The following is a 20,105-nucleotide window of genomic DNA, read 5'->3' on the forward strand; positions in this document are numbered from 1 at the left end:
ATACATGAGCATCAAAGCTGAAGAAATCAGTGTCTTGATTAAACAGCAGATTGAGAATTATGAATCTGAGATGAAAGTTAGCGACGTTGGTACGGTTATTACAATTGGTGACGGTATCGCGCGTGCTCATGGCCTCGACAACGTCATGGCTGGAGAGCTTTTAGAATTCTCGACTGGTGTATTAGGTATGGCACAAAACTTGGAAGCGAATAACGTTGGTATCGTTATCCTTGGGCCATACACAGACATCAAAGAAGGCGATGAAGTACGTCGTACAGGCCGTATTATGGAAGTTCCTGTTGGTAAAGAATTGATTGGCCGTGTAGTAAATCCACTTGGTCAACCACTTGACGGACAAGGCCCTATTGCAACAACAAAATCACGTCCAATCGAAAGTCCTGCACAAGGGGTTATGGCACGTAAATCTGTACATGAACCACTTCAAACAGGTATTAAAGCGATTGACGCTCTTGTACCAATCGGACGTGGTCAACGTGAGTTAATCATCGGTGACCGCCAAACAGGTAAAACATCTGTTGCGATTGATACTATCCTTAACCAAGCAGACCAAGATATGATTTGTATCTATGTTGCTATCGGTCAAAAAGAATCGACTGTTCGTAACGTAGTAGAAACACTTCGTAAAAAAGGTGCTTTAGATTACACAATCGTTGTAACTGCATCTGCATCTGCTCCAGCTCCATTATTATACTTAGCTCCTTATGCTGGTGTAACTATGGCAGAAGAATTTATGTTCGATGGTAAGCACGTATTAATCGTTTATGATGATTTATCTAAACAAGCGGCTGCATACCGTGAGCTTTCATTACTTCTTAAACGTCCTCCAGGTCGTGAAGCATATCCAGGGGATGTATTCTACTTACACAGCCGTCTACTTGAGCGTGCTGCGAAGTTAAACGAAACATTAGGTGCAGGTTCAATCACTGCATTACCATTCGTTGAAACACAAGCTGGGGATATCTCTGCTTACATTCCAACAAACGTAATCTCAATTACGGATGGTCAAATTTTCTTACAATCTGATTTATTCTTCTCTGGTGTACGTCCAGCTATCAACGCTGGTTTATCAGTATCCCGTGTTGGTGGATCAGCTCAAATTAAAGCAATGAAAAAAGTTGCGGGTACACTTCGTCTTGACTTAGCTGCATACCGTGAGCTTGAAGCATTCTCTCAATTTGGATCAGATTTAGATGCTGCAACACAAGCGAAACTTAATCGCGGTGTTCGTACAGTAGAAGTACTAAAACAAGACTTGAACTCTCCTATTAAAGTAGAAAAACAAGTTATTATTTTATACGCTCTTACTCGCGGTCATTTAGATGATGTTCCAGTTAAAGATATCTCTCGCTTTGAAGCAGAGCTTAGCAGCTGGTTAGATACAAACCACACAAACGTTTTAGATCATATTCGCACGACAAAAGATCTTCCTTCAGAAGAGGATTTAAACAATGCAATTTCTGCATTCAAAAAAACTTTTGCTAAATCTGAATAATATCTTTGTCTAAGTGAAAAAAACAATAAGGTGGTGAAATACCAGTGGCATCTTTACGCGACATTAAAAATAAAATTACGTCAACTAAGAAAACGAGTCAAATCACAAAAGCTATGCAAATGGTTTCTGCTTCTAAGTTGAACCGTGCGGAGGAAAATGCGAAAGCATATGTTCCTTACATGGGTAAAATTCAAGAGGTAGTAGGTGCAATTGCTTCAGGTACGAGTGACAGCGGACATCCAATGTTAATAAACCGTCCTGTAAAAAAGACTGCATATCTTGTCATCACTTCTGATCGTGGGTTAGCAGGAGCATACAACAGTAACGTTATACGTGCAGTTGCAAATGCAATCGCTAGTCGTCATGCATCGAAGGATGAGTATGTTGTTTTAGCAATTGGTCGTATGGGACGTGACTTCTTCGTAAAACGTGGTTCTAATGTAATCGGAGAAGTTATCGGTTTACCTGACCAACCAGCTTTTTCTGATATTAAAGAAATTGCTCGCAAAGCTGTTGGTATGTTCACGGATGGTACATATGATGAACTTTATATGTACTATAACCACTTTGTCAGTGCCATCTCTAGTGAAGTTACAGAGAAAAAGGTACTGCCACTTACGGATATTGCACAAGAAACTGGCGCAGCTACAACTGCTTCATATGAGTTCGAGCCTTCAAGTGAAGCAATCCTTGAAGTGTTACTTCCTCAATATGCAGAAAGCCTAATTTTCGGTGCATTACTCGACGGTAAAGCAAGTGAACATGCTTCGCGTATGTCTGCGATGAAATCTGCAACAGATAACGCATCTGATTTGATTAGTAACTTAACATTAGTATATAACCGAGCACGTCAAGCAGCGATTACGCAAGAGATTACGGAAATCGTCGGCGGAGCATCGGCTCTAGAATAGGAAGAAAGTAAGACAGGAGGGAACAGTAGTGAACAAAGGACAAGTACTACAAGTAATGGGTCCAGTTGTTGACGTAAAGTTTGACAACGGCCACTTACCAGCTATCTATAATGCATTAACTGTAGCTATTGAACGTCCAAACGAAGCTCCTACTACGTTAACGTTAGAAGTAGCTTTACACTTAGGTGATGATTCTGTTCGCACAATTGCGATGTCATCTACTGATGGACTTAAACGTGGTGCAGAGGTAATAGATGCAGGTGCAGCAATTTCTGTTCCAGTTGGTAATGTAACTCTAGGACGTGTATTCAACGTTCTTGGTGATATTATTGACTTAGGAGAAGAAATTCCTACTACAGAGCGTCGTGATCCAATTCACCGTCAAGCACCAACATTTGAAAACCTTTCAACAGAAGTTGAAATTCTTGAAACAGGTATTAAAGTAGTAGACCTTTTAGCTCCATATATCAAAGGTGGTAAAATCGGTCTATTCGGTGGCGCCGGAGTAGGGAAAACAGTTCTTATCCAAGAACTTATCAATAACATTGCTCAAGAGCATGGCGGTATCTCGGTATTCGCTGGTGTTGGAGAGCGTACGCGTGAAGGAAATGACTTATTCCATGAGATGAGCGATTCAGGCGTTATCAAGAAAACAGCAATGGTATTTGGACAAATGAACGAGCCACCTGGAGCACGTATGCGTGTTGCCTTGACTGGTTTAACAATGGCTGAATATTTCCGTGATGAGCAAGGTGCAGACGTACTTCTATTCATCGATAATATCTTCCGTTTCACACAAGCAGGTTCTGAGGTATCAGCCCTTTTAGGTCGTATGCCATCAGCAGCTGGTTACCAACCAACACTTGCTACAGAAATGGGTCAATTACAAGAGCGTATCACGTCAACTAACACTGGTTCTGTAACATCTATCCAAGCGATTTATGTACCAGCCGATGACTATACGGATCCAGCTCCAGCTACAACTTTCGCTCACTTAGATGCGACAACAAACTTAGAGCGTAAATTATCTGAGATGGGTATCTACCCAGCGGTTGATCCTTTAGCTTCTTCTTCACGTGCACTTTCACCAGAAGTAGTTGGTCAAGAGCATTACGAAGTAGCACGTCAAGTGCAATATACGTTACAACGTTATAGAGAGCTTCAAGATATCATCGCAATCTTAGGTATGGATGAATTAGGAGACGAAGACAAGCTTGTAGTTAACCGTGCTCGTCGTATTCAGTTCTACCTATCTCAAAACTTCCATGTTGCAGAACAATTTACAGGTCAAAAAGGTTCTTACGTTCCAGTTAAAGAAACTGTTGCAGGATTCAAACAGATTCTTGAAGGGAAATATGACCATTTACCAGAGGATGCATTCCGTCTAGTTGGACGCATTGAAGAAGTTGTTGAAAAAGCGAAAAGCATGGGCGTAGAAGTATAATAAATCGGACCAGGAGGTAAAAATATGAAGACACTTATAGTCAATATTGTCACTCCCGACGGCCCGGTATACGATTCTGAAGTAGACATGATTATCGCTAATACAGCATCGGGTGAAATTGGTATTTTACCTGGCCATATTCCAATGGTTGCACCTCTTCGTATTGGTGCAGTTAAATTGAAAAAAGATGGTAAATCTCAATATGTATCAGTAAGTGGTGGATTTGTTGAAGTACGTCCTGAAAAGGTAACGATTTTAGCTCAATCTGCTGAGGTTGCCGATACAATTGATGTAGCTCGTGCAAAAGAAGCGATGAAACGTGCAGAATCACTACTTCAAAGTAAACAAGACACGACAGACTATGTTCGTGCTGAACTTGCTTTGAAGCGTGCGATGAATCGTATCAACGTTTATGAGGGTAACATTTAATTTGGACGAAACATAAAACGGGCAGATTTATTTCTGTCCGTTTTTTTTCTTGCAAATCAGCTATAATTTACGAACTCCAGTGGATAATACAGATTATTCGTCATAAAATAAGGTATAAAAAGAAATGTTTATTTAGAAGGCAGGATAGTATTTCAGTAAGAATTTTGATTGACTAATTGGAACTGTAATCTTTCTCGGCTATTAAATGAACAGGTAGTTAGTCTTTTGATCATTTATACTTTTTTATAGACTATACATGTATTATTTACATTTTTGATCAAATGAAAACATGGAAGAATTTGATGAATATTCTTCTTAGAAGTATAAAAACGAAAGATTTAGCTAAAGTGGAGGGGAAATATGGGTCTTTTAAATTCAGAGCAAGCATTAATTGCCATTCTTGCAAATATCTTTTTTATTGGTATTTCGTTTTATGCTTTACAAGCTCTTATGGTGGACAAATTTATTAAAAAGAATCATGTATTTCAAGCCCAGCTTTTCTTTATTTTGGCAAGCATTATGTTAGGTTCTACAGTAGCAAACTTTTTCTTAAATTTAACTTCCTGGTCTAACCAGTTACAGTACTTATTTTAGTAGAAGATCCTACATGCTCATGCAAATTATGGACAAGTTTGTATGAGCATGTAGAATCTCCTCATATTTCCTGGGAAATATGCTGTCGAAGATGTTTATTACAAAACATGTAGGGTAATTTATAAATATCTACACGAAAAGACTGGGTACTACGTATAATAGACTAAGAAAATTTACCAAAAGAGGACATGAAAATAGGGTTTTCGGTGCTTGTATATAGTCGAAATACGTTGTATGATGATATTGTTTTGAAATAATAAACAACACCATACATATTTTTCTTTTATATATCAGCTAAAGAGGATTATGAACGCGGAGGGAACTAAGTGGATAAAATTGTTGTTAAAGGCGGCCAAAGGTTAACAGGTAACGTACGGGTCGAAGGTGCTAAAAATGCAGTATTACCTGTATTAGCAGCAGCTCTACTCGCGACAAAGGGTAAGAACGTAATTAAAGATGTACCAACACTTGCAGATGTTTTGACGATAAATGAAGTACTAAAAAGTTTAAATACAGAAATTTCATATAGCCCCGAACTAAACGAAGTAATAATTGACTCTCAACAAAAATTATCAAGTGAAGCACAGTTTGAGTATGTGCGTAAAATGAGAGCATCCATTCTTGTAATGGGACCAATTCTTGCTCGTAATGGTTTTGCTCGAGTTGCATTACCAGGTGGTTGTGCTATTGGCTCTAGACCAATTGACCAACATTTAAAAGGCTTTGAAGCAATGGGTGCAGAAATTTCATTTGGACATGGATTTGTCGAAGCTAAAACAACTGGACGTTTAAAAGGTGCTAAAATCTATCTAGACGTACCAAGTGTTGGAGCGACAGAAAACATCATGACTGCAGCAGCTCTAGCTGAAGGAATTACAGTTATTGAAAACGCTGCGAAAGAACCAGAAATTGTTGATTTAGCAAACTTTATCAATGAAATGGGCGGTAAAGTTAAAGGTGCAGGTACAGATACAATCCGTATCGAGGGTGTAGAAGAATTACACGGTACTGAGCATCACATTATTCCGGACCGTATTGAAGCAGGAACTTTTATGGTTGCTGCAGCAATTACAAAAGGCGATGTATTAATTGAAAATGCTGTACCAGAGCATATGACAGCTCTTATTTCTAAAATGCAGGAAATGGGCATTGAGATTAAAGAAGAGGGCCAAGGTCTTCGTGTGCGCTCTAATGGAAACTTAAAATCAGTGGATGTTAAAACAATGCCACACCCTGGATTCCCAACAGATATGCAATCACAAATGATGGCATTGATGATGACAGCTCACGGTACAGGTATTATTACAGAAACAGTTTTTGAAAACCGTTTTATGCACGTAGAAGAATTTAGACGTATGAATGGTAATATGAAAATTGAGGGACGTTCTGTGATGATGGATTCTCCATCTAACCTACAAGGTGCAGAGGTGGCGGCTACGGATCTTCGTGCAGCTGCAGCTCTAATTATTGCAGGTTTAGTGGCTGAGGGCGTAACTCGAGTAACACAGCTTTATCATTTAGATCGCGGTTATGTTAATTTTGACAAAAAGTTAGCTGCTTTAGGTGCTGACATTGAGCGTATTGGAACAGAAAATACCGAAAAAGCGGCTCAGCTCGTTTAATCATATGAAAGGCACAATGCATTTATTCCTGCATTGTGCTTTTTTTGTGGATTTTTTTACATTAAATCAGGAGTGGTTTTACGGGCAATAGAAAGTAAGCAAGGATTTCACTAACGAATAGCGGGTAGCTCGCGAAATTGTATCTTCGCGAGCTGTTTTATGAATAGAAGAGCAATCTATTCCTTCGTTAGCTAAAATGCTTTTAAGTGTATAAAGCATAAGGAACACTTGTTTAATTTCCTAATTAGTATTTTAAGCCGTTTTGAGAAGAGTAATACTTTTAAGATATTTTCCCTCAACTATTTATAAAAAATGGGTTCTATACCCCTTAAAATGCGTTTAAATGGGTATTTATCTAGTAGACTACTATTCTTTTAGGAAGATGCATAGAAGCTTGTCCGTCATGAGATAGTTTTGTACTGCATATAGTAATCCTATGAAACAATACATTCTCTTAATAATCCTTTGCATCGGTCTAATGATTTTGCCTTTTCTTATGATTAAAGACAAAGTGAAAGAAAAGGCTGTACCAGAAGTCGTACCTGAAATTGAAGTTGACTGTCCAATACTAATTGAGGTGAAAGGGGTAAAGGAGAAAATTCCTCTTGAAACGTATGTGTTAGGGGTAGTTGCTGCAGAAATGCCAATCACATTCCATGAAGAAGCATTAAAAGCACAGTCGATTGCTGCGAGAACCTACGTTTTAAGAGAAACTGATTATGGATCAAAGTCAATTGATAAGACAGTACAAAAGCAAGTGTATGTAGGTCCAGAAGAAAGGAAAAAACGCTGGGGGGACTCCTTTAAGGAATACGAGGACAAGCTTCAACGAGTCGTAGCTTCTACAGAAGGTGAAATTATTGTCTATCAGGATCAGCTAATAACTGCGATGTTCTTTTCTACGAGCAATGGTCAAACAGAAAGCGCTGAGAACTATAGTGGATATGCAATACCTTATTTGGTATCCGTACCAAGTCAGAAGGAAGAAGAGTATTCAAAGAAGGTGCAACAAACGTTTGAGTTCACTCATAAAGAGTGGGCGGACGCGTTTAAGATCAAATGGTCTAATAATATCGTAGGCAATGTGAAAATAGCACATACTGATTCAAATCGAGTAAAGACTATCGAAATGAACGGGAAAAGCTGGACAGGCAGAGAGGTTAGAACATTACTTGGCTTGCCTTCTACTGATTTCAAGATAGCTTTTCAAAATGATAAAGTGATAGTGGAAACTACTGGTTACGGGCACGGAGTAGGGATGAGCCAATACGGTGCCGAGGTTCTAGCAAACGATTCCAAAAAAGCACATGACATATTATTGCATTACTATACAGGAACAAAAATAAAAAGTTTTTCTCCATGTTTAAAATCTCCTTAATATGCCAACAATGCAATTAGAGGTGATGAAAATGAGAGAAGAACAATCTAAAAAGCCTTCTCAGCAGAAGAGTAAGAACCCGAAAAAACCTTGGTTTTGGCCACTAGTATATGCAGGTTTTTCGGTAGCGTTTGTCGGAATGATTTGGGGTTATAATGTGTATGTCAGCGATGATTCTGCAGAAGAATCAGAATGGACAGACGCAAGTAATCCAGACAAAGTTGCAATTGAAACGAATGCAAAAGCGGAATCTATGAAATATCCTTTTAAGGAAGCTATGCTAGATAACGTGGAAATTGTACAGCACTATTATGATTTAGAGGCAGACGAAGCAACTCGTGAGAAATCATTGCTTGTGTTTGACCAAACTTACGTAGCGAGCACTGGTGTATCTTTAACGATGAACAATGAGCCATTTGAAGTTGTAGCAGCATTAAGCGGTAAAGTGGAAGCAGTAAACGTAGACCCATTCCTAGGAGACGAAATCGTAATCTCTCATGCAAATGGTATGCAAACAAAATATCGTTCTGTCGCTGGCATTCTAGTAAAAGCAGGAGACGAGGTTGAACAAGGCCAAGCTCTTGGAACTGCAGCTGAAAATGAATGGAATCCTACTGCAGGTATCCACCTTCAATTTGAAGTACTTGAAAATGGAGTCCTTGTTAACCCGGAATCATTACTAGCATTTTAATTCATAATAGCCCACTCGTATGCATAAAATGGTGAAAAGTTCCTTTACTAACGAAAGGAAGAGTTGGTGCACGAAACGATTCGTCATAGATGCATACGATTGGGTGAAATGGTAATTGAAACAAAGAAAACAGTTCGCGCCATCGCGAGCAAAACAGGTCATTCCAAAAGCACCGTACACAAAGACTTAACGGAAAGACTTCATCTGGTAGATCCAGTCCTGGCTAAGGAGGTCAAGGAAATTCTTGCCTACCATAAGTCAGTCAGGCATCTGCGAGGCGGAGAAGCTACGAAACAGAAATGGAAGACCAAAAAAGATGATAGGTAAGGTCGTGAAATGAACTATTTCACGGCCTTTTCTTATTGGTAGGAAATTATAAAGTTCTGATTCTGTGGATAAATTGATGTCTAGCTCCACCGCCTTGCCCCTCGGGGTCAAATGGATAAAAGCTCCGGTGGCTGAGGAACTGCCTCCTCACTTTTCTCCATTTGCCTGTCGGGGCAGTGACAGGCGATTACGCTTTTCTTCTATGTAACGGTAGTATGGTTGGATAAAAAAAGATTATACATACGAAAAAGGAAAATATACTTTCCAAAATTAGTAAGTGAAAGGTAAGATATTTGAAAGGGGTGTGGAGTTGAAAAGGAATAATATTTTTATTGGAGGCGTGATATTGATATTGTTATTCGCAGGCATTCTTCTATACAATTATTTTTCCAAGGAACTTACAGTAGGAGACGTTTTAGAAGAAAATTACATTAGTAAAGAGGCAGCAATATCCGTTCAAAAGATAAAAGATGGAAAAATAATACCCATTCAAATTTCAGAGGATAAACAGAATGATTTAGTGAGGTTATTCGAGGATATAAAGCTAATTAAATCAGACGAAAGATATCCCGTCCTCGATGCGGATTATATAATTGCTCCTAAATCAAATTACTCGCAAAAAGTGTACTTATTTCTCGATGAAAATATAATAGTTTTCAGTGAAAAAACAAGTGATAGTTATGTAATTCAAAATAAAGATTTACGCAAACGACCAAACTATTACTGGATTAATCACGTATTTTCTAAAGTACTTCAGTAGCTAGCTAATTGAGGTGCTTTTTATTTTGCTCAATTGACGAATATAACATATTCATATGTAAACTTACGCATACTACAATTACGTTGCAGAGCAGTTTCCGCAACTGCAACACTCTAAGTGGCTAGCGCAACACTGTGATCAAAAGGCGCAACACTTTTGGATTTCCCGCAACACTTTGAGCTGATTTACTTTGCGGAATAAATCCCTGTGAGCGGTGATATTTTCAAAAACCCTTTCCAATCGATATCAATTATGCAAGCGGTCTCCCAGTACGAAGCGAATTGTGTGGAAATTGTGTGTGACACAGGGACAGACCCAAACGCACACTTTGATCAAAAGGCGCAACACTTTTGGATTTCCCGCAACACTTTGAATTGCTTTGCTTTGCGGAATAAATCCCTGCGAGCGGTGATATTTTCAAAACCGTTTTCCAATTGAAATCAACTTATGTGAGCACCCCCAGTACGAAGCCAATTGTGTGGGAATTGTGTGTGACACAGGGACAGACCCAAATCCTTGCAAACAGTGATATTTTCAAAACCGCTTTCCACTAGATATCAACTATGCAAGCGATCCCCCAGTCACGAAGCGAATTGTGTGGAAATTGTGTGTGACACAGGGACAGACACAACTCCCCTATATGTAACTTTTTTATAAATAAAGAGCCCCCTATTTAATTTAAACCTAAAGTCCCGATATAAGAGTAAGAACACTTACCTAGACAGGAATAGTGATAATAGTTTCTAATTCGTCAAAAATTTCTATTTTTTTATACTTTTTTGTCCAAAATGCTATTTAAAAAAACTGTTATTCTGACAAAACTATGATAAAATTAGATGTTAGATACATTACGGAGTTTACATATAAAAGTTTTAGTGAGGAAGGGGAAACACTAGTAATGTTTGCAAAAGATATAGGAATTGATTTAGGGACAGCAAATGTGTTAATTCACGTGAAGGGCAAAGGAATTGTATTAAACGAGCCTTCCGTGGTTGCTTTAGATAGAAATACGAATAAAGTACTAGCAGTTGGAGAAGAAGCTCGACAAATGCTAGGTAGGACCCCAGGAAATATTGTAGCGATTCGTCCATTAAAAGATGGAGTAATTGCTGATTTTGATGTGACAGAAGCGATGCTTAAGCATTTTATCAATAAATTAAATGTAAAAGGCTTTTTATCGAAGCCTCGTATTTTAATATGCTGTCCTACAAACATTACAAGTGTTGAACAAAAGGCAATTCGCGAAGCAGCAGAAAAGTCTGGTGGGAAAAAGGTTTATTTAGAAGAGGAGCCAAAGGTTGCTGCGATTGGAGCAGGCATGGATATCTTCCAACCTAGCGGGAATATGGTTGTGGATATTGGTGGTGGAACTACTGATATCGCGGTACTTTCTATGGGTGATATTGTTACTTCTGAATCCATTAAGGTTGCTGGAGACGTTTTTGATAATGATATTCTTCAATATATTAAAAAAGAGTACAAGCTGCTGATCGGAGAACGAACTGCAGAAAATATTAAAATTGCGGTAGGAACAGTTTTTCCAGACAGTCGTCATGAGGAAATGGATATTCGCGGACGGGACATGGTAAGTGGTTTACCAAGAACGATTATGATCAAGTCCGATGAAATTGAACATGCACTTAGAGAGTCTGTATCGGTTATTGTACAATCGGCTAAAAATGTGCTAGAAAAGACTCCACCAGAGCTATCTGCAGATATTATTGACCGTGGCGTAATTATTACCGGTGGTGGAGCATTATTGCATGGAATGGATACTTTATTGATGGAAGAATTGAAGGTTCCTGTGTTTACTGCAGAAAGACCGATGGATTGTGTTGCTATTGGCACTGGAATTATGCTTGATAATATCGATAAAATAAGTAGAAGATAAGAGTGGAGGCTTTATCATGTTTCGAGGATTTAATACAGTAGCATCCGGAATGATTGCCCAACAGCGAAGAACCGAGCTATTAACCAATAATATGGCAAATGCGAATACACCAGGCTTTAAAGCAGACCAATCAACTATTCGTTCGTTTCCTGATATGTTAATGTCACGTTTAGGGCCGACTAAAATTCCAACAGAGAATCCGATAAGCGGAAAATCTCTTTCTACAGTTGGTGGAATTAGTACAGGCGTGTATATGTCTGAGATTGTTGCCTTGCAAACACAAGGACAACTAAAGCAAACGGATTTGAATACAGATCTTGCTTTAATAGATGGTGGGCTTCCAGTGGATGCTGAATCAGGAAAAGCAGGTGCATTATTTTTCCGACTCGAGCATCCTGCAGGTGGAGAGGCATACACTAGAAACGGTAACTTTACATTAGACGCAGCAGGCTTTCTGACGAATGCTCAAGGGTTATATGTATTAAATTCTTCCGGACAACGCATTCAAATGCAAAATGATGACTTCCGCGTAGGCGATGATGGACAGATTTATGTGGATAACGAGTCAGTTTCTCAAATTGGTGTTTCATTTGCAGCAACACCTGATCGTTTAGTTAAACAAGACAATGGTTTATTTAGAACCGAAGATGGCAATGAGCTACCTTCCGCATATGACAATGGAGAAGTAAGCTTTGCGATGCAGCAGGGCTATATTGAAGGATCTAACGTGGACACTGCAAAGACCATGACAGAACTCATGTCTGCGTATAGAACGTTTGAGGCAAATCAAAAAATACTTCAAGCATATGATCAAAGTATGCAAAAAACAGTCAACGAGGTTGGCCGAGTTTAACTAATGAAGGAGGTGCGGTAAATGCTACGTACTATGATTACAGCAACCAACACGATGTCCCAATTACAAAACCAATTAGATATTATAGGGAATAACCTTTCCAATTCTAATACGCATGGTTATAAATCAAAAGAAGTTAAGTTTCAGGAATTACTGTATCAGCAATTTAACAATGATAAGTTAGATAAAGCCGACAGACAGTCACCTGTAGGTATTCGTTACGGGGTGGGAGCAGCGCTTGCTCAGTCGCAGATGAATTGGAAGCAAGGGAGTATCCAATCTACTGGTAGAGACCTAGATTTTGCTTTCCAGGAGCCTAAGCAATATTTTCAGGTAATTATGCCAGACGGCCAAAATGGTGAAAAAACAGCTTATACTCGTCAAGGAGCGTTTTATGTTTCTCCGGTAGAGAATGGTCAGCTGATGCTCGTTAACGGGGAAGGATATCCAGTTGCCGACGCACAAGGACAAGCGATTACCTTACGAGAAGGTGTTTCCAGATTCTCTGTCAATGAATCCGGAGTCTTAGTAGCAGAGTATCCAGATGGCACAACTGATCAAAGAGAATTAGCGGTTTCTGTACTGCAAAAGCCTCAATTCATGGAACACTTGTCTGCTGCGTATATTGTTATACCAGAGAATTTAGATGAGTTAGGTGCAAATGCTGAGGATGTTATGGTAGATTTACAAGGAGCGGCCAGAGGAGAAATTTCCTTGAGCAACCAAGTGTTAGAAATGTCTAATGTGGATGTTTCCAAAGAGATGACAGACTTAATGACCACTCAACGGCAGTATCAGTTTAGTGCACGTTCCATTTCCATTGCAGATCAAATGATGGGCTTAATTAATGGGATACGCTAGTAAGGAGTAATTTGTATGACAGAAGAAGTAAAATCTTCTAGCAGACAACAACGTAGGCTAGAAAAAGCACAAGGGCAAGCAAATAAGAAAGAACCAGTAAATGAATCAACAGAACAAACGAAACAAACTAAATGGGTTCAAATTCGTATGTTTCCAATTTGGTTGCGTATCCTAATTGTTGCGGCTCTTATAGCAGTGGCAGTAGCTGCTGGACTTATGGTCGGCTACGGAGTAATAGGCGAAGGCGAGCCAAAGGATGCGCTCAAATGGGAAACGTACCAGCATATATTTGACATTAAAGACGGTAAATAATTGGAGGGCGATTCCATGCTAACAACGGAGCAAATACAAGCTATTCTACCTCATCGATATCCATTTTTAATGGTAGATCGTATTTTGGAAATAGAAGAGGGTAAAAGAGCGGTAGGATTAAAAAATGTAACGATTAATGAAGAATTCTTTAATGGTCACTTTCCTGGATATCCGGTAATGCCAGGCGTTCTTATTGTGGAAGCGCTAGCCCAAGTTGGAGCAGTGGCAGTATTACAAATTCCTGAAAACAAAGGAAGACTCGCTTTCTTTACAGGAATAGATAACTGTCGTTTCAAACGCCAAGTGAAGCCAGGCGATCAACTGAAACTTGAAGTGGAGCTGACTAAGCTTCGCGGGCCGATGGGTAAAGGCCACGGTATTGCGACAGTAGATGGCGAGCTTGTTTGTGAAACAGATATCCTGTTTGCACTAGGACCTGTTCAAAATAACATTTAATCGTATTATTTCACCTCTAGATAAGTATATACAATTTCATTTTTGTTGAAAAAAGAGGTAATAATGCCATAGGATAGTTCCTTCTTCTCTTGGATAACCTATCGTAAGTCACATGAAGATGTGATGACGATATCAAGAAAGGAGGAATTTTTTTATGTGGAAAAAAGCTGTTCCTACTATTGCATTATGTTCGTTTTTATTGGTTGGATGTAATAACGATGAAGCAGTACCATCAAACAACGAAACACCAATGGGAGAGTTAAACAATGGTAATCGTGTGATCACCCCTTCACCAGGTGGAGATACTGGTAACGGTGTTGGAGGTAATGGCGGTGGAGCTGGTACTGGCACAACTGATGGTATGAACGAAGGTAACGGACGTAGTGGCGATTATGATGGCAACCGTGGTATAAATAACGATGATAATAACGGTACAATGGGTGGAAACAATGGTAATGGTAATTCAACTCTAGACAGAGATAAAGGAACATGGGTAGAAGAACCTACTGTTGATGGCAATGACCGATAAAGAAATTCTTCACATAAAGAAAAGCTGATTCCAGTTGGAGTCAGCTTTCTTTATCTTTCTTTAAGGAAGGTCTAGTTTTCATGTCCTTTTCAAATTGGGTTAATAATTCTTCTCCGATTAACCCATCCTCAATTAGCTCTGCCAGTAATGATTCGGCATATTTTCTACGTACACGCTTTAACGTTCCACGAAGCAGGACGGAAAGGTGATCACCAATTTTTTTCACGGAGTATGTCGCTACTTCAAAATGAGCTGGTTCATTTTCCGGGTAAGAGATGACAACCTTTGCGTTAAACAATTCATTCGATGCTTTTAATTCATTAAAGAAATCCTCATGTTTTTGGTCGATAAATAACTCTAAAATCCAAGATCGACTGGTATTCTCTTGGTTAATCACAATACCATCCTCTAAAAGAATCGGCAGTTCTTCATTATTACGAATAAGGGATACGGAAATCATTTTAAAAGTTTTCATAGACAATCCACCTTTAGTCTGGCTAATTATTCTCCATTATAGCATAGCGATTCTATGGAAAAAAATAATTATGAAACTAGCAAATTTCTATTTTTGATTTTTAAGAATGAGAGGGAGAAAGGGGTTGTCGAAAAAGAGGTTTTCAATTTTAAATTTTAGTCTGGAATAACGCCCCAAAACGCTAAAATGCGACTTTGCCAATTATGCTTGTAAAGCTTATGATATGGCTAATAAAGGAGGTGACAGATTGAATACAGTTTCGATAATTGGAAGAATGACGAAGGCTCCACAGCTGAAACACTTATCCGAGGGGAGAGTACAAACAGGATTTGTAGTTGCTGTAAGCAAGGGCTATAAGAGCGAAGAAGCAAATTTTGTCCTTTGCACGATTTGGGGGAAACTAGCTGAAACAACTGTGAAGTACTGTGGAAAGGGCTCCTTGGTAGGAATTACTGGCCGCTTAAATACGAGATCTTATGAAAAAGGAGAGGGCATAAGAGTATTCGTTACGGAGGTTATAGTGGAGGATATCCGATTTTTAGCTACCAAAAATCGTGACGAAACAGAACAAAGTAAAGAAGAAAATAAGCAAGTAGAAAGTGATTTTGAATTTCCAGCAGAACAAATAAAAAAACTTCCAGTGTAAAAATTTGAATGGCCGCAACCAAATCAAATGATACAAGAGAGAAAAAACCTGACCAATCGCTGGCCAGGTTTTTGCTAAAAAATTTAAATGGAAAGGGTGAGTAAATCCTTCAAGTCTGCATCTGACATTTCCGTGATCCATTGACTAGAATGAATCAGTTCCTCAGACAATGCCTGCTTCTCTTCAAGTAGCTTATCAATTTTTTCTTCAATGGTACCAATTGTTATAAACTTATGAACATGAACAAAATTCGTTTGTCCGATTCGATAAGCTCTATCTGTCGCTTGGTTTTCAACCGCAGGATTCCACCAGCGATCAGCATGAAGGACATGGCTAGCAGCTGTAAGATTCAGTCCTGTTCCCCCTGCCTTCAATGATAGAAGGAAAACTGGGAACTCCTTGGCCTGAAATGCTTCAACTAAATGGTCACGCTGATTTTTTGGCATACTTCCTGTTAGGAAAGGAGCGTCAATTTGGAACAGCTCCGTCAAGCAATGCTGTAGTAAATGGCCCATTCCAATGTATTGGGTGAAGATGAGACATTGCTCGCCTCGGGCAGCGATTTCACCAGCCAGAGTCACAATTCGTGCTAGCTTTTCAGAGCGTTCAAGCATGTCATCTGCGTCATCAAAAGGCTCCTTCAAGTATAGTGCAGGGTGGTTACATAGTTGCTTTAACTTACTAAGCATTTTTAAGATGAGTCCTTTTTTCTCAAAGCCGGAAAGCGTATCCAACTTACTGACCGTTTCTTGTATGAGAGACTCATACAAAGCCGCTTGCTCGGTTGTGAGGCCACAGTATTCTCGCTGCTCCAGCTTTTCTGGTAGGTTAAGCAATAATTCAGGATCCTGCTTCGTTCTTCTAAGTAGGAAGGGCTGGATTTTGACACGTAGCTTATGCTTCACAGAGTCCGAATTATCTCGCTCAATTGGTGCTATATAGTTTTCCTGGAACTTACGGAAAGAGCCTAAATATCCCTTGTGGATAAAGTCGAAGATGGACCATAGCTCGGATAGTCTGTTTTCAACCGGTGTTCCAGTTAAAGCGATATGATGCTTACCAATTAGCTTACGAATGGCACGTGATTGTTTGGTATGCATGTTCTTTATATTCTGAGCCTCATCGAGTGTAATACTAGACCATTCGATTTCCTGTAATGCTTCAATGTCCTGCATTGCAGTACCGAAAGTGGTAATGACAACATCTGCTTCTTTGTCTATTTCCCGTGTTCGTGCTGTCCCATAATGAGTTTGAACAGTTAACGATGGAGCAAATTTAGCAAGCTCCTTCTGCCAGTTTCCAAGAACAGAGGTCGGACAAATAATTAAAGATGGTGTCTTTTGTTCACCGCTTTCATGAACATGGAGCAGATAGGCGATTAATTGAACAGTTTTTCCAAGCCCCATGTCATCTGCAAGACAGGCACCAAACTTTTCATTGCGCATAAAGACAAGCCAGTCTAATCCTAGCTGCTGATATGGGCGTAGTGAGGTTAATAGGTTGGATGAGACATCAACCGTAGGATAACCTTTTTTCTCTGAAAGTTGTTCCATTAACACCTTAAGAGATTGCTGCATTTCAAATTGAAATAGTGGATCCTCATCGGACTGCTCGTCATCATCAATGGCTAAAGCAATTTCTTCAGGAATCTCACGGAACAATAGCTCCTTAACCGTCCAATTTTCATCCTCGGACTGCTTCATCAACTTTCGGATTTGTTGCATCCAAGCAGCATCAATTCGGAACCATTCGTTTCCTGCTTGAATATAAGAACGGTTTTCATTGACCATTTTTTGAAATTCATCTGCAGAAATTTCGTGACCGTTTAAAGAAAAGTTCCAGTTAAACTGAAGAATTTCATTTAAACCTGCAGCTGTCTTATACGTATTAGCAGTCTTTGCGATTGTTTTTACCTTCATTTTGGATTCCTTGAGGCTCTTCAGCCAGCTCGGAAGGACAACCTCAAACCCAAGGGCCTGTAATTTGATCAAATCATCACGTAAAAAAACACGCACTTCTTCATCAGTTAACGGTGAAGAGAAAAAGGTAGATAATTCTACAGCATCAATGGAGGAAACAAGGGAAAATATTTTATCCTGAGTTTCCTCGATGTAGGTGCTATGATCTCTCCATTTGTCTGGCAGTGCTTCCTTAATAGGTGATGTCTTTTTACGATAGGCAGGCGTCCAATAGACACTGCTTTTCTTACCGCGAACAACTGTCTCTATTAACCAAGTGTCATCTGCTTCATCTGGCTCGGATAGACGTAAGGCAACCAATAGATTCGGATGAGTCGATTGGGACTTTATCGGCCAGCCGCCCTGCTGGAAGAAAGGTATTAAGGCAGGTAAATCCTCCATCGTCAGCCCGGCCTGAAACAGCTTCTGCTGAATGGCATGCTGGACAAGCTGCTTTCCTCGTTCTTCAAGCGGAGCCAAAACCTCTAAGTTATTCTCCTTTAGCTCGACTGTGTTCCAAAGGTCAGGTGAACTCCAAACGCCTCCAGCTTCTTTAAACGTCGTTAGCCATTCTTGAGCAGACTCATTTGCCGCAGAAAAGGTGATAAAGGGATGCCCTTCGGAAGAAAAAATCTCCATTACCTCTACTGGAGAAGCTACTAATACGTTATCCTCAATTTGTGCATTGAGTCCAAAAAAGCTTTCACGATGATTTAAGTAGAGAGCCTCCACCCATTCTTGAATAGAAGCTGCATTTGTAGATAAAAGAAAGCTTCCATTTGCTGCTTGTTCGATATACAGAGAAAATTCTTTTGTAATAGATAAAGGCTTATTCATAATGGCAGGTTTCCTTTCTCTATTTCTTGTTGCAAGGCGCGAAGTCGGCGATACTTTTCACGAACACTTTCTACGTAAGCATTCCAATAGTCAATTTCGTTTGCTTTCTTCGCCACCTGTTTCATTTTCTTCCAAACGCGAACAGCTTGCTTGTAGCTGTATCTGTTTTTTTCTTGGATATAACGCATGGCATAATGATGATAAAGTGGAAGAAGTACTTCAGGAGCCTCCTCTCTTACAACCGCTAAACCACAGGACTCCGTATACTCTAGTGAAGAGTTGGTAGCCTGGTGAAGCGCCATCCATTCTTTATACCGCTTCTGTTCGATTAGTAAACTGGAGTATGCCTGGATCCCGTATAAACCAAAAGATAAATATAGCTTTTCCAGTTCCTCTGTTGTTAAGTCCACTTGGTTGAATAGTATTTGCAGTCTTCTAATGAGCATAACCTTTGCTGGATGTTGAATGACTTCCGTTAAATAATAGGAGATATGAGGCAATAGCTTTCTACTCAGCTCATTTACTAAATCCTTGTTGGACGCATGTAGAGCCTTTTCACTAACCTCTACCCACTCTAGTAGTTGGTTTCTATCCATATTCTCCGCTGCTTCCAAAAGCTCATCAATCATAGACAGGGTAAGATAGAAATATGGCAGCACCATATTTAACATGAGTCCATCTTCTTCTATAGTAAGCTCCTGCAGGTATTTAACCTCTTGCATACGAGTAGCCTTATCCGTTACTAGGGCATCCCAGAAAGCCAAGTATATGTGCTTTCGGTAATAGATCAGCCCTTCCTCCTCATAGTAAAAGGAACGTATAATTTCCATCATTCGATCGTAAAACGGATCTGCTGCGAACATTCTAGGTTTTGCAGCTAGCTGGGACAGACTCTCATCTAAATCCTCCGTATAGTTTGTTAAAAACTGATACACTCGGTTGCGCATATTAGTTTCGGCATATTCATTAAAATAAAACCAGGCACGTTGCAGAATACCTAGCTTGACATACACATCAAAAATAGGTTGCCATTCTCGCTCAAATGGTCGAGATTTTCGAACCTGAGCTTCAAGGTCATGGATTGCAAATTCTAACAAATAGAAGCTTGTTGGCGGGTAACTTGAGATAAACTTTCGGAAAAAATTATCGATAATTAAATCCCAGTTTTTCGGATTTCTTTCATTGGAAAGTAACGATAGTTGTAGATGCTCCGAGTTGGATTTCCAATTAGAAACCCAATCCGATAAGGAAAAGTTTTGTTGATATAGATAAAAAACGGCTGCAACAATATGTCTACATGGCTTTTGCATTTGGCAAGGACAATGAATGAGGTCTACCATCGGCAAATATTTAACCTCAATATTCGTTACATCTCGGATAACAAAATCTACCCGGTTTTCGGATAGGGAATAATTTGATATGGATACCGCACCATTACGTACAAAAAAGGTTGCTCTTCTTACGAGTTCCTCATCTTCTGTGACTGTCGGATTTAATTTCTCTTCTATATTTCTCATCGATGTATCTATATATTCTTTATAATGACGAGCTAATTTTTGATACGAAGTTAGGTTCAAACAAATCTCTCCTAATAAAAAAGGCTTTCCTTCCATTATAC

General features: G+C 39.4%; 20 protein-coding genes. 17 read left to right on the forward strand and 3 right to left on the reverse strand.

Features of this window, described 5'->3' with window-relative positions; genetic code table 11:
• The first annotated feature begins 4 nt into the window (after positions 1–4).
• The 16 genes from atpA to MKY09_RS03355 all read left to right on the forward strand — a co-directional run bounded on the left by atpA (position 5) and on the right by MKY09_RS03355 (position 14,571).
• Positions 5–1,513, forward strand: a complete 1,509-nt coding sequence (gene atpA, locus MKY09_RS03280) for a F0F1 ATP synthase subunit alpha (protein ID WP_169359473.1) — start codon at positions 5–7, stop codon at positions 1,511–1,513.
• Between the two features lie 44 nt (positions 1,514–1,557).
• Positions 1,558–2,424, forward strand: coding sequence for a F0F1 ATP synthase subunit gamma (locus MKY09_RS03285; RefSeq protein ID WP_169359474.1), 867 nt, complete (start codon positions 1,558–1,560; stop codon positions 2,422–2,424).
• Between the two features lie 28 nt (positions 2,425–2,452).
• Positions 2,453–3,868 carry a F0F1 ATP synthase subunit beta gene (gene atpD, locus MKY09_RS03290; protein WP_169359475.1) on the forward strand — a complete coding sequence of 472 codons (1,416 nt, stop codon included), beginning with the start codon at positions 2,453–2,455 and terminating at the stop codon, positions 3,866–3,868.
• Positions 3,869–3,892: 24 nt separating this feature from the next.
• The gene (locus MKY09_RS03295) at positions 3,893–4,297 is read left to right on the forward strand and encodes a F0F1 ATP synthase subunit epsilon (protein WP_169359476.1); all 405 of its coding nucleotides are present in this window, start codon (positions 3,893–3,895) and stop codon (positions 4,295–4,297) included.
• A 360-nt stretch (positions 4,298–4,657) separates the two neighbouring features.
• On the forward strand, positions 4,658–4,891 hold the full coding sequence (locus MKY09_RS03300; protein ID WP_169359477.1) for a DUF1146 family protein: 234 nt from the start codon (positions 4,658–4,660) through the stop codon (positions 4,889–4,891).
• Positions 4,892–5,217: 326 nt separating this feature from the next.
• Positions 5,218–6,513 (forward strand): UDP-N-acetylglucosamine 1-carboxyvinyltransferase, encoded by a 1,296-nt coding sequence (gene murA, locus MKY09_RS03305; RefSeq protein ID WP_251552410.1) that lies wholly within the window; start codon positions 5,218–5,220, stop codon positions 6,511–6,513.
• Positions 6,514–6,949: 436 nt separating this feature from the next.
• Positions 6,950–7,891 carry a stage II sporulation protein D gene (spoIID, locus tag MKY09_RS03310; RefSeq protein ID WP_342567566.1) on the forward strand — a complete coding sequence of 314 codons (942 nt, stop codon included), beginning with the start codon at positions 6,950–6,952 and terminating at the stop codon, positions 7,889–7,891.
• Between the two features lie 31 nt (positions 7,892–7,922).
• Positions 7,923–8,582, forward strand: coding sequence for a M23 family metallopeptidase (locus tag MKY09_RS03315; protein ID WP_169359479.1), 660 nt, complete (start codon positions 7,923–7,925; stop codon positions 8,580–8,582).
• 66 nt (positions 8,583–8,648) lie between these two features.
• Positions 8,649–8,909: a sporulation transcriptional regulator SpoIIID gene (locus tag MKY09_RS03320; RefSeq protein WP_340885352.1), complete on the forward strand. Its 261-nt coding sequence runs from the start codon at positions 8,649–8,651 to the stop codon at positions 8,907–8,909.
• 346 nt (positions 8,910–9,255) lie between these two features.
• A complete protein-coding gene (locus MKY09_RS03325; protein WP_342567567.1) occupies positions 9,256–9,669 on the forward strand; it encodes a hypothetical protein in 414 nt (137 codons plus the stop codon).
• A gap of 898 nt (positions 9,670–10,567) precedes the next feature.
• Complete coding sequence (locus MKY09_RS03330) at positions 10,568–11,560, forward strand: rod shape-determining protein (protein WP_169359482.1); 993 nt, start codon at positions 10,568–10,570, stop codon at positions 11,558–11,560.
• A 16-nt stretch (positions 11,561–11,576) separates the two neighbouring features.
• Positions 11,577–12,413, forward strand: a complete 837-nt coding sequence (locus tag MKY09_RS03335) for a flagellar hook-basal body protein (RefSeq protein ID WP_169359483.1) — start codon at positions 11,577–11,579, stop codon at positions 12,411–12,413.
• Positions 12,414–12,434: 21 nt separating this feature from the next.
• Entirely contained in the window at positions 12,435–13,274 is an 840-nt protein-coding gene (locus MKY09_RS03340) for a flagellar hook-basal body protein (protein WP_298471505.1), read from the forward strand.
• A gap of 15 nt (positions 13,275–13,289) precedes the next feature.
• Positions 13,290–13,586, forward strand: a complete 297-nt coding sequence (locus MKY09_RS03345; protein WP_298471502.1) for a DNA-directed RNA polymerase subunit beta — start codon at positions 13,290–13,292, stop codon at positions 13,584–13,586.
• A gap of 15 nt (positions 13,587–13,601) precedes the next feature.
• Positions 13,602–14,042, forward strand: a complete 441-nt coding sequence (gene fabZ / locus MKY09_RS03350) for a 3-hydroxyacyl-ACP dehydratase FabZ (RefSeq protein WP_340885333.1) — start codon at positions 13,602–13,604, stop codon at positions 14,040–14,042.
• Between the two features lie 154 nt (positions 14,043–14,196).
• Positions 14,197–14,571, forward strand: coding sequence for a hypothetical protein (locus MKY09_RS03355; RefSeq protein WP_342567568.1), 375 nt, complete (start codon positions 14,197–14,199; stop codon positions 14,569–14,571).
• A gap of 40 nt (positions 14,572–14,611) precedes the next feature.
• On the opposite strand, the gene MKY09_RS03360 is transcribed toward MKY09_RS03355, so the two are convergent.
• Positions 14,612–15,046: a YwpF family protein gene (locus tag MKY09_RS03360; RefSeq protein ID WP_169359488.1), complete on the reverse strand. Its 435-nt coding sequence runs from the start codon at positions 15,044–15,046 to the stop codon at positions 14,612–14,614.
• Positions 15,047–15,293: 247 nt separating this feature from the next.
• On the opposite strand from MKY09_RS03360, the gene ssb reads away from it, so the two are divergent.
• A complete protein-coding gene (gene ssb / locus MKY09_RS03365) occupies positions 15,294–15,692 on the forward strand; it encodes a single-stranded DNA-binding protein (RefSeq protein ID WP_169359489.1) in 399 nt (132 codons plus the stop codon).
• 83 nt (positions 15,693–15,775) lie between these two features.
• On the opposite strand, the gene MKY09_RS03370 is transcribed toward ssb, so the two are convergent.
• The gene (locus MKY09_RS03370; RefSeq protein ID WP_342567569.1) at positions 15,776–18,487 is read right to left on the reverse strand and encodes a DEAD/DEAH box helicase; all 2,712 of its coding nucleotides are present in this window, start codon (positions 18,485–18,487) and stop codon (positions 15,776–15,778) included.
• Positions 18,484–20,064 carry a hypothetical protein gene (locus MKY09_RS03375; protein ID WP_342567570.1) on the reverse strand — a complete coding sequence of 527 codons (1,581 nt, stop codon included), beginning with the start codon at positions 20,062–20,064 and terminating at the stop codon, positions 18,484–18,486. The genes MKY09_RS03370 and MKY09_RS03375 overlap by 4 nt, the downstream gene beginning before the upstream one ends.
• Between the last annotated feature and the right edge of the window lie 41 nt (positions 20,065–20,105).

It is taken from the genome of Psychrobacillus sp. FSL K6-4046, assembly GCF_038624605.1.
Classification (GTDB): Bacteria; Bacillota; Bacilli; order Bacillales_A; family Planococcaceae; genus Psychrobacillus.